This window comes from uncultured Alteromonas sp., assembly GCF_963976965.1.
Classification (GTDB): Bacteria; Pseudomonadota; Gammaproteobacteria; order Enterobacterales; family Alteromonadaceae; genus Alteromonas; species Alteromonas naphthalenivorans.
The window spans coordinates 123,736-135,443 of record NZ_CAXBMP010000006.1 but is presented as its reverse complement, the minus strand read 5'-3'; the positions used below and the strand labels follow the sequence as shown (position 1 = coordinate 135,443).

At 42.2% G+C, this 11,708-nt stretch carries 9 protein-coding genes; 3 read left to right on the top strand and 6 right to left on the bottom strand.

Annotated elements, in window-relative coordinates:
• Positions 1–20: 20 nt before the first annotated feature.
• Positions 21–869, bottom strand: coding sequence for a PEP-CTERM sorting domain-containing protein (locus AAC006_RS07160; RefSeq protein WP_339891004.1), 849 nt, complete (start codon positions 867–869; stop codon positions 21–23).
• 64 nt (positions 870–933) lie between these two features.
• Positions 934–1,854, bottom strand: a complete 921-nt coding sequence (locus AAC006_RS07155) for a PEP-CTERM/exosortase system-associated acyltransferase (RefSeq protein WP_218395986.1) — start codon at positions 1,852–1,854, stop codon at positions 934–936.
• Between the two features lie 214 nt (positions 1,855–2,068).
• Between AAC006_RS07155 and AAC006_RS07150 the strand changes: the two genes are divergently transcribed.
• A complete protein-coding gene (locus tag AAC006_RS07150; RefSeq protein ID WP_339891002.1) occupies positions 2,069–2,848 on the top strand; it encodes a serine protease in 780 nt (259 codons plus the stop codon).
• A gap of 14 nt (positions 2,849–2,862) precedes the next feature.
• Positions 2,863–3,879, top strand: a complete 1,017-nt coding sequence (locus tag AAC006_RS07145; protein WP_208805694.1) for an NAD-dependent epimerase — start codon at positions 2,863–2,865, stop codon at positions 3,877–3,879.
• Positions 3,880–3,900: 21 nt separating this feature from the next.
• Here AAC006_RS07145 and AAC006_RS07140 read toward each other — a convergent pair whose 3' ends face one another.
• From AAC006_RS07140 to AAC006_RS07125, 4 genes are all read right to left on the bottom strand, one after another.
• On the bottom strand, positions 3,901–4,782 hold the full coding sequence (locus tag AAC006_RS07140; protein WP_339891000.1) for a patatin-like phospholipase family protein: 882 nt from the start codon (positions 4,780–4,782) through the stop codon (positions 3,901–3,903).
• A gap of 253 nt (positions 4,783–5,035) precedes the next feature.
• Positions 5,036–7,222 (bottom strand): malate synthase G, encoded by a 2,187-nt coding sequence (locus AAC006_RS07135; protein ID WP_208805692.1) that lies wholly within the window; start codon positions 7,220–7,222, stop codon positions 5,036–5,038.
• A gap of 154 nt (positions 7,223–7,376) precedes the next feature.
• Positions 7,377–8,321, bottom strand: coding sequence for a LysR family transcriptional regulator (locus AAC006_RS07130; protein ID WP_208805691.1), 945 nt, complete (start codon positions 8,319–8,321; stop codon positions 7,377–7,379).
• Positions 8,322–8,578: 257 nt separating this feature from the next.
• Positions 8,579–10,174 carry an isocitrate lyase gene (locus AAC006_RS07125; RefSeq protein ID WP_208805690.1) on the bottom strand — a complete coding sequence of 532 codons (1,596 nt, stop codon included), beginning with the start codon at positions 10,172–10,174 and terminating at the stop codon, positions 8,579–8,581.
• Between the two features lie 370 nt (positions 10,175–10,544).
• Between AAC006_RS07125 and AAC006_RS07120 the strand changes: the two genes are divergently transcribed.
• Positions 10,545–11,498 (top strand): chemotaxis protein CheV, encoded by a 954-nt coding sequence (locus AAC006_RS07120; RefSeq protein WP_208805689.1) that lies wholly within the window; start codon positions 10,545–10,547, stop codon positions 11,496–11,498.
• Positions 11,499–11,708 lie beyond the last annotated feature (210 nt).

Genomic DNA, 11,708 nt, shown 5'->3' with positions numbered 1-11,708 from the left:
AAATAACACACTTAGCTTAATTAGCTACGGCGCTTACGTGTTGCACCAGCAAGCCCAAGAAGACCTAAACCAAACAAAGCAATCGATGCAGGAGCAGGAACTTGGAACTCAACACCAGCATTGTGATCATCCGATACTAACACGGTATCGCCTTCGGAAATTGTTGAAGCAGCAATATTCGCTTCAAGTTCAGCAACACTTACCGTTTGAGACGCTTCCAAAACAATATCCATTAAGGTAGCAGTGATATAATCTTCGAACGATTGGAACGTTACGCCATCACCGAAAAAGAAAATGTCTTGTCCAGCGGGGGTTATACTTGTGTTGGTAACTAAGCTCTGAACAACCTGCTCTCCAGGAAATATACCGCCAGAAGAAAGTTGAGTCGTCATTAATTGAGTCGCACCAGCAGCAAAGTCAAAAGCATCGTATGAATAAATATCTAAGTAACCTGAGGTATAATTAACACCCACTGTTGGGGTTAACGTGCCTTCCAAATATAAGTCAAAGGTAAGCTTAGTGAATGAAGGTCCACTTATGTCCAAACCGGCAGTAGGGAAGTTTGGCGTCGAGGTGAATGTATTTGTTTCACCACCACTTTCAGTCACAAGATCTTCAAGATCGGTGTACGCAGCAGGGGTTCCACCAAATGTATAGCCGATTAGGCTCAAACCAGCGCGGGTAACGAGTTCGCCCGTCACTTCATTTACTTCGGTATTAGAAGTATAAGAAAGGTCTAATTGGTCAATCGCCCCTAAAGGATTGATTAAACCATCGTCAGTAAGGTCAATATAAAAAGGGGTAGCTGCGGCTTGTCCACTAAGCACTAAACCCGCAGCTGTAATCGTTGTAAGTAGTAACTTTTTCATTTCTGCTCTCCGTAAGTATGCAGCGATCTAAATATTGCATTTCTACAAAGCAGTTAGCATGCCACTATTTAAGCTGTTGATTTTGTTGGGTAATAAGTTTTGTCGAAAAAGATCTGTAAATAAACTCGACAATTCTATCTGTGTTCCTAGCCGATAGGTCATTATTCGCAACATCATGTCCAAGTGAGGCTTGAATATGCTTAAACATAGCCGCAAAGCCTTTAGGTAGGTTCTTATGTAACATCTCTGGTGTTATATAATAAGCGGCACGCTTTCCATGATAATCAACTACTGGACCAATTTGTTCGAATTTTATCCCAATGAAACGCATTGAACGAGCTAGTCGCGGCTCCATCATTACGTAGGTATGCTTAATCCCCGAATTGATTGAAATAGATGCAGCTGCCAAATACAACCCGATAGCAATAAAGGGGAAGCATCGAAGTTCAGTTTCCGAGTACGTCGAGGTATTGATTACACCTGTAGATGCACCATCAAACTTATCGCTTTTACGACGGCGAAATTCTTCCGGTACCGCTAATCTAGATACTTCACAAATTTCGTGGCGCTTAAAATTTGCTGGGTTAAGCTCAGGGTGAGTTATCGAAGAGGGACAATATTTTTCAATAGGTAATAACTCATCTTCTTTTTGCGGACGAACGAGTCGAACCGTACCAGCAAAACGATGTGTCTTTTTATGTTCAATCATGCAAGCCGTAGAGTAAGCATCAAACTCATCAATTTCTAGTTTTGATTCTCTTTCCGGTTCAAAGCCTTCTTCTACGCAGTAAACTTGATGTCTAATGCCGTAAGAGTGTTCCTTTAAATCCTTATTGTTTGCAACAAGTGGTGTCAAATACGCAGAAAAGTGCGAAGAAATTTCTCTGACCTCTTGTAATTTTTGATATCCACTTAATGCTTTTGATATTCTACTTTTTTTCCCAAAGATAGTTTGGATCGTAGAAAGTAATTTCCTTTTTTGCATGTTTATTCGTACCTATTTATAAAGACCATACATCCAGAAAGGCTATAAAGGTATCTGCAACCTAAGCAGTGCAACATCTAAGCAGTATAGATTGTATTCCTAATATTATGAACGTATTATTTTTGTAGTTGTATTTATTAGTAAATATAAGTGAAACTGTTAGTTATATCTTTCCCGATGTCTACATTGATATCGATTAACCCAAAGGTGCATCGTGAAAACAGACTCGAAAAGTAGAGGCTTAATGCTATGCGTACTCACAATTGCTTGTATTTTATCGACACAAGCGCTAGCAAAAAACCTCGTTGAGCTGACGAAAAGCTCGGTAAAATCTACAGTGGCTATTGCACTCCATAGCCCTTTGAAACACACAACACCTCAAATTAAAGGGACAGGTTTTATTGTCGGCGATGGTAAACACGTTGTGACAAACTATCACGTTGTTGACGAAGAGCTAGACCCTACTATAGTCGAACATTTCGTTGTAATGTTGCCAGATGGCAAACAAGTACGCTTCGATAAAGTAGAAATCCTGGCCATTGATGACAAGCATGATTTAGCGTTGCTAAAGGTGAATAATCCTTTCCCCTCGTTTAAATTAGCCAGCAACACATTGGTTGATGCAGGCACGGAGCTAGCCATTTTTGGTTATCCATTAGGGGGAGCTTTAGGGTTGTTCCCTGCTGTACATAAAGGCATAGTTGCTACCATTACTCCTGATTATATGCCTTCTAATAATGCGAGATCGCTTACCGCGAAAAGTCTTGATAGACTCAAGAATCCAGATTTAATTTATCAGTTAGATGTGACCGCTTATCCAGGTAATTCAGGTAGCCCAGTTGTTAACGTTGAAACAGGGGAGGTGTTTGCGGTCATTAATAAAGTTTACGTTAGAGACAGTAAAGAAAGTGCGTTATCGCATCCTTCAGGCATTTCTTATGCCATTCCAATTGAGCACGTTCATGCACTGTTAAAGCGTGAAATGGAAAAATAGAAAATAGGACTTTTATGAAAATTCTGGTTACCGGCGCTGCAGGCTTTATTGGTGCAGCCGTTTCTCAATATTTAATTAATCGCGGTGACGATGTTGTTGGGATTGACAACATTAACGATTATTACGATATCGCGCTTAAACATGCCAGGCTTGAGCAAGTTCAAAATTCAGCGGCAGGTGAACGCTTTACATTTATTAAGATGGGTGTTGAAGAACGCCCTGAAATGGCAGCCTTATTCGAAGACCAAAAGTTCGACAAGGTGGTGCATTTAGCCGCGCAGGCTGGGGTACGGTATTCAATTGAAAACCCAAATGCTTATGTAGATGCTAACTTAGTTGGCTTCATGAACATCCTTGAGGGATGTCGCCATAATAAAGTAGGTCATTTGGTTTATGCATCATCAAGTTCTGTTTATGGTGCCAATGAAACAATGCCGTTCTCAGAACAGCATAATGTCGATCACCAAGTAAGCTTATACGCAGCGTCGAAGAAAGCGAACGAGTTGATGGCGCATACGTACAGCCATCTATACAGCTTACCTACTACTGGATTACGTTTCTTTACGGTTTATGGCCCTTGGGGTCGCCCTGATATGGCGCTATTTAAATTTACTAAAGCCATACTGGAAGGCAAAACCATTCAGGTATACAACTTCGGTAACCATAGACGAGACTTCACGTACATTGATGATATCGTTGAAGGCGTAATTCGCTCATTAGATAACGTGGCGAAGCCAAACGAAAGCTGGGATGCAAGCGCGCCAGACCCTAGCTCTAGTAAAGCGCCTTACAAGGTTTATAACATTGGTGCACAAACACCAGTGCATTTGCTTAAATTTATCGAAACCTTAGAAGCGTCACTGGGTGTTGAAGCGAAAAAAGAGCTTTTACCATTACAGCCTGGTGATGTTCCAGATACCTATGCAGATGTATCATCATTGGTTAATGACACAGGCTACAAGCCTTCTACGTCTATCGATGTTGGTGTTAAGAATTTTGTAGATTGGTACAAAGACTTTTACAACATCTAGAAAGCCAGACTAAAAGAACTCCTAGCCAGTAGACGCCACTTTGAAAGATTGAAAAGCGGCGCATTTTTTAGGAAGAAATTCTTTCGTGGTTTCGTAACCAAGTTCAAATAAATGGTTCTTCATTTCAGCGGTTAACGCAAAGTCTACCGCTGAAATTTCCCCCGTATCAATAACTACAGTGTTATGCCAGTATTTCGCATTAATATACTCTCTTGATATGGCTGTCATAAAGGTACGTATTAACATCGATAGATACTGCGGCAGTAAAAGCCCACCTTTCTTGATTACCTTACGTTTTTGAATGGCACTTTGAAGTCGAAAGCATACCGTCGGCGTGCCATCATGTTGCCAATCTTCAAACAAGGCATCTTCAGATAATATTGCGCCGTCTACCAACAAGTGCTCTTTGAAAGGTTTAAAGGAAAAGAGTAGAGGGATAGACATAGAATAACGTACAGCTTCTGAAACCTTCATGCCTGGCGTATTGTCTTTACCAAACAATACAGGGCCGCCACCGTTTACATCTGTGGCTAATATAGTGAGTGCGATGGGAAGCTCGGCAAAAGTAATTCCTTCAAGCTTATCATCAATCCAGCGTTCGAAATGATCTCCCGACGACAACCCGCCTTCTCGCAATAATCGCCACACGGAAAAAGCGGTAAATTGTTTAAAGTCGGTGGCAATTACTAACTTTCGCATATCTTCAATACTATGGCCTTTGGCGTGCATCGCCGCAATGATTGAACCTCCAGATACCCCCACAAGGGTTTTAATTTCCACATTTAAATCTTTAAGTGCTTTTAAAATACCAATATGCGCACTAAGCCGAGTGCCCCCGCCCGACAAAATAGGCACGATAGTAGCGGGTACCTTAGCAACGGGTACCGATGAAGTTACCTGCATATTTTTAACTCCAGTGATTATAGTAAAAGCGTAGTAGAGTTAGCCGAGCCTGCCACTTTATTGGCGTGCTGGTAGGTGACTTATTAATTAACTAAGTACGAGTGTTGGCAGTGCTAAAGAAGCAAAAATGCCGAACTTATCTAATTAGTAATACTAAGTTAGATAAGCTCGGCATGGCGTTTATTGACTGGCGTAGCCATAGAAATAGCAACAACGAATACGCCGTTGATTTAGCCAGGTTAATCTCGGCGGGCTATTTTACAGAGGCTAACTTCCCTTTCATTTCGCGGCGTCTGGCGTGTAATAAAGGCTCGGTATAACCACTTGGCTGTTCTTTCCCTTTAAAGATAAGATCGCTAGCGGCTAAGAAACCAATTGAGCTATCTAAATCAGGCATCATAGGGATATATTCTGCGTCGCCAGCATTTTGCTCATCAACTAACTTTGCCATTCTGCGAAGGGATTCATCAACTTGCGCGGCACTTACAATGCCGTGCTCAAGCCAGTTAGCGATGTGCTGCGATGAAATACGCAAAGTCGCTCTGTCTTCCATCAGCCCAACATTATTAATATCAGGTACTTTAGAACAGCCTACACCCTGATGTACCCAACGAACCACGTAACCTAAGATACCTTGTACATTATTATCTATTTCGCGCTGTATCGTATCGGCTGATAGTGAATGTCTACTTTCTAGTAGTGGAATAGTCAAAATATCGTTAAGGCCTGAGAAACCCTCGTCTAGCCCCTTCTGAATGTCGAAGACATTAACATCATGATAATGCAGCGCATGCAAAGTGGCAGCGGTAGGTGAGGGTACCCATGCGGTATTTGCACCAGACTTTGGATGTCCAATTTTGGCATCCATCATATTTTGCATTTCATCGGGAATTGGCCACATGCCCTTGCCAATTTGCGCCTTACCTGACAGGCCACATCGAAGGCCGACGGCTACATTTGCGGTTTCATAGGCTTTAATCCACGGCATCGTCTTAAGGGTCGCTTTTTCGGCGAAAGGGCCTGCAAGCATAGACGTATGAATTTCATCGCCTGTTCTGTCTAAAAAGCCTGTATTAATAAATACAACGCGAGACTTCGCAGCATTGATGCAGGCGTCTAAATTCACGCTGGTGCGGCGTTCTTCATCCATAATACCCATTTTCAACGTGTTTTTAGGCACATTGATGACGGTTTCTATTTTGGCAAATAGCGCATCAGAAAAAGCCACTTCTTCAGGGCCATGCATTTTGGGTTTAACAATATAAATGCTGCCATGACGAGAGTTTTGGAATGGACTGTTATTCAGTAAGTCATGCTTGGCGATAAGCGAAGTCACTAAACCGTCCATAATACCTTCTGGTACTGGCTCACCATCGAATAGCATGGCGTCGTTTGTCATTAAATGACCTACGTTACGTACAAACATAAGGCTGCGCGCAGATAAAGATAGTTGCTCTTGATTCGTTACATGTTTTGAAGGCGAATACACTCTATCTTCATGCATAGCCCGAACGATAGTTTTGCCACCTTTACTCATTTCAATGCTTAGCGAGCCTTTCATTAGCCCTAACCAGTTGCTATAAACCAAGGTTTTATCTTCGGCATCAACAGCGGCGACTGAGTCTTCGCAATCCATGATGGTAGTCAATGCAGCCTCAATCAGCACATCTTTAACGCCAGCGGCGTCAGTTTTACCGATAGGGTTGGTGGCATCTATCTGAATTTCAAAATGCAGGCCGTTGTGAACGAATAACAGCGCAGTAGGAGCTTTTATATCACCTTGGTAACCTTGCCATTGCTCGGTGTTCGCAAGTGTAGTGATGTCGCCATCAGTTAAGGAAATCGCCAATTTGCCTGTTTCTATTTTATAACCGACAACATCTGCGTGACTTCCTTTTGCAAGTGGAAGCATACTATCTAAATAGCTTTTCGCTTTCGCTACCACTTTCTCGCCACGGATAGGGTTATAGCTTTTGCCGGGTTCTGCTCCGTTCTCATTGCTAATAACATCAGTGCCGTATAACGCATCATACAAACTCCCCCAGCGTGCATTAACAGCATTCAGTGCATAACGGGCGTTGTTAATTGGTACAACTAATTGAGGGCCAGCCATGGTAGCAATTTCTGCATCCACGTTTGTGGTATCGGCTTGTACCTTTTCAGGCTGCTCTACTAAGTAACCAATTTCTTTTAGGAAAGTTATATATTGCTCACCGAAAGCGGGGTTTCCCGCTTTATGATAGTCATCGATAGCGAGTTGGAGTTGTTCTCTTTTTTCTAGCAGGGCACGATTTTGAGGAACGAATTCTGAAAAGAGGGCTTCTGCACCTTGCCAAAAAGCGTCTGATTGAACACCAGTGCCTGGCATTGCCTGTTGGTTGATGAAATCATCGAGTTGCTCAGCAACCTGTAAACGGCCTCGTGTAATATAATTTTGCATAACTACCTCTATACGTTTTCTGTAGCTCTAGTGTAGAGAGTATAGAGGCAGTTTTTTAATTTATGGTTCCTATCTTTGCCATTTTCTCAGTGAATGTTTGTGTGCATTCAGTATTCATATGTGAAATCTTAATGGCGAGACGCAACAGGATGCTTTAGCTATCACTCATTTCGTTCGCTACATCGCTAATTAAGCGACGTAACCAGATATGCCCCGCATCATGGTGCAATAGTGCACTCCATGCCATTTTTAACGCAATTGGGGGAATATCGAACGGTGGTTCTTTCACTACAACGCTTGGGTCGTCTTTAAATAACTTTGCCGCTTTGCTTGGCAAGGTGGCGATAAGCTTTTGCGTTTTAGCTATCTGTAATGCCGCGTGGTAATGTCGTGTAAATACGCGAATAGCCCGTTGCTTGCCTATTTTAGTTAGCTCTGCGTCTACCCAACCAAGTTTCTGTACTTCTGTTGGGTCGATACCCACGCCAACACCAAAGCCAGTTTTACTCACCCAAATATGTTGAGCGCTTAAGTAGCTGTCTAAGTCACACTTAGCAACAAGCGGGTGATCTGAACTCATTACACAACTAAAGGTATCGTACCAAATCACTTTTTGATGAAAAGACAGCGGCAGTTCTTCAAAGCGGTTAACGGCCATGTCGACCTTGCCTTGCTCTACATCGTGGAAGGTAACGTCACTAGGGGTAATTAAATCTAGCGTAATGTTTGGTGCTAGATCAGTTAGCCTGCCTACTAGTTCAAGTAATAGCGTGCTTTCTGCATAGTCACTTGTCATGATGCGAAAAGTGCGTTCGCTGGTTAGCGGATCAAAATCGGTCTCTGGTTGAATTGAACTTTCAAGTCGGCTGAGCACATCACGAATAGTGGGTTGAAGTTCAAGTGCCCGTTTTGTAGGCGTCATTCCGTCGCTGGTGCGCACCAATAAAGGATCTTTAAATAAGTCACGCAGGCGTTTTAACCCATTGCTCATCGCAGGTTGCGTGATGCTAAGCTGATTGGCCGCTTTTGTTACACTGCCTTCTCGCAGTAAAACATCTAAATATACCAGTAAATTTAAGTCGACCTTCGCTATATTCATTATTGTAATGCTCTTAATAAACTCAATTAGACAGGGCTATTATAAAGCCTTTTTTATCCGCTGTCAGATACGCTTTTGGTCTTACTCTTAAAAAGAATGAAAATTTCAAGTATCTGAAAAATATGGATATTTGTTTTCTATTGCTGATAATCACATTGATTTGTTAATTTGGATATGGAGCAAATTCAGATAAATTCCCTGAATAATAAAAAAAGGCACCCTAAGGTGCCTTTGAACAAAGTTGGGATACTTTGTGTTTAAACGTCGAACTGGTTCATGGTGTTATCATCACCAGAAGCTTTAAGTGCACCTTCACCAGAGAAGTACTCTTTGTGGGTATCACCTAAATCTGAACCTGCCATAGCTTGGTGTTTAACACATGCTAGGCCTTGGCGAATTTCTTGGCGCTGAACACCGCGAACATAAGCCAGCATACCTTCTTCACCAAAGTACCCTTTGGCCAAGTTGTCAGTAGACAATGCCGTAGTATGGTAAGTGGGTAGTGTAATAAGGTGATGGAAAATACCCGCTTCGCGAGCAGCGTCTGCTTGGAAGCTCTTAATTTTTTCATCAGCGGTAGTGGCTAACTCAGTCGCATCGTACTCTTCGCTCATCAATTTAGCGCGGTCGTATGCAGAAACATCTTTGCCTTCTTCAGTCCAAGTATCAAATACTTGCTGGCGGAAGTTCAGTGTCCAGTTGAAAGATGGAGAGTTGTTATAAACTAACTTCGCGTTTGGTACTTCTTTACGAATGGCGTTAACCATTTCAGCAATCTGACCAACGTGAGGTTTTTCAGTTTCAATCCACAACAAGTCTGCGCCGTGTTTAAGTGATGTTATACAATCTAGTACTACGCGGTCGAAACCAGAATTATCCTTAAAGCGGAATAAGCCATTTGGTAAGCGCTCAGGCTTCACTAGTTGTCCACCTTGCTTCAATACAAGGTCGCCTTCAGATAAATCGTCAGCACCGTTAACAGGTGTTGTTTTTAAGTATGCATTGTACTGAGCAGCCAGGTCGCTTTCAGAGGTTGATACAGGGATTTTCTGTGTTAGGCCGGCACCTAGTGAATCGGTACGAGCAACAATAACGCCGTCATCTACGCCAAGCTCTAAGAATGCATAACGAACCGCATTAATTTTAGCTAGGAAATCTTCATGCGGAACCGTTACTTTTCCATCTTGGTGACCACATTGCTTTGCATCAGAAACTTGGTTTTCAATCTGGATACAACATGCACCGGCTTCAATCATTTGCTTAGCTAATAAGTAGGTCGCTTCTTCGTTACCAAAACCAGCGTCGATATCTGCAATGATAGGTACTACGTGGGTTTCGTAGTTATCAATTCGGCTTTGAATAGCTGCAGTGTCGCCGCCTTTAGCTTTCGCGTCGTCTAGCTGATGGAACAAATCGCCTAATTCACGAGCGTCCGCTTGGCGCAAGAAAGTGTATAGCTCTTCAATGAGTGAAGAAACGGTTGTCTTTTCATGCATTGATTGGTCTGGAAGTGGCCCGAATTCTGAGCGAAGCGCGGCTACCATCCAGCCTGAAAGGTATAAGTAGCTTTTATCGGTAGTACCTTGGTGTTTCTTCACTGCCAACATTTTTTGCTGACCGACAAATCCGTGCCAGCAACCTAAAGACTGAGTGTATTGCGCTGTGTCAGCATCATAATCTGCCATGTCTTTTCGCATGATTGCAGCAGTGTAGCGCGCAATGTCTAAACCAGTCTTGAACCGGTTTTGGATTTTCATTCTAGCAGCGTACTCAGGGCTAATGCCTTCCCAAGCACCTTTTTGTGCTGCTTTTAACGTGGCGAAGTTATCAATATCTTGTTGATACTGCGACATGAGCGTTTCTCCCTACTATAATTAGTTTCAATGTTGTTTTGAGATTTCGCATTGGTGCGTTCTCTTAAGCTTCCATTTCATCCTAGTGTGGCAGTCGTAATAATAAAAGCGTATATTTTTGATTGCCATCATTCATGATGTGAATAAATAAGGAGGGATTAAACTGGTAGTAGTTTCCATCAATATTCGTAAGAAAGTGATTTGTAGGCTAGCTTTTACCTAAGAGAGTAAAAATTAGGCGGGTTATTAGCATAATTGCTAATGGGTTTCTGATTGCATGACGTGTAAATTCTTTTGACACTTCGCTGCAATTCAGTAATTGGCAGTAGGTTTTCCGAGTAATTGATTTTGAGAATTAAAGTGAGTAACGATGAGTAACGGCGTCCTTTCCTCAGTTGATCAGCGCACTAAGCTAGTGGGTGAAAACAGGCTTGAATTGCTGATGTTTCAGTTGGGTTCTCGTCATATCTTTGCCATGAATGTCTTCAAAATTAAAGAAGTTATCAACATTCCTAAATTCAATAGCATGCCTGGTTCTCACCAGAACCTTAAAGGCGTAATGAATTATCGAGGCAGCGCTATTCCTATCATTGATATACGCCAAGCGATTAAAATGCGAGGCGGCTCAATAGGTAGCGATGCGCATAACGTTATCATTACGGAATATAACCGAAGCGTCCAAGGGTTCATTATTGGTAAAGTAATGAATATCGTGAACACATCGTGGGATACCATTCAACCGCCACCTAGTGGAATGGGGAAGACAAATTACCTTACTGCCATTACGCAAGTTGATGTGCAAGGTAAAAGCGAAATTGTTGAAATTATCGATGTGGAAAAAGTACTTGCCGAAATCATAGACTACGACATCTCTATATCTGAGGAAGTACTTGATGCAGATATCGTTAATCACTTCAAAGATAAAAAAGTATTAATTGTCGATGATTCAAGCACTGCAAGAAAACAAGTCAGAGACACGCTAGAGCAATTAGGAATAACCATCATTGAGAGAAAAAATGGGGCTGAGGCATTAGCGTTACTCAAGGAGTGGGCGGATGCTGGAAAGCGAGCCAGCGATGAGATATTGATGATGTTTACCGATGCTGAAATGCCGGAAATGGACGGTTATATGCTGACTTCAGAAGTACGAAATGACCCTAGAATGCTCGACCTCTTCATTACATTAAACACGTCTTTAAGTGGTAGTTTCAATGATGCTATGGTCGAAAAAGTGGGATGCGACCGTTTTATTTCCAAATTCCAACCCGACATGCTTGTAGAGGTTGCTCAACAGCGACTTCGACAGTACCTCTCAGAAAGTTAGCAATTTTCCTTGTCACTAACCCTTCTGACGATGCTATTTACCCTTAATGCTTTGAGAAATGGGTAGGTCTGCCTTACACTAACGCCTTCAATAATAAGCATGTTCAACATTCTCGCCGTCATCTGGTGAATATTTTGTGCAATGTGTGAAATGACACAATTCTTAAATGCGACCCATTTAGGATGAGGGTCGTCCGCGCCCACGTTTTTT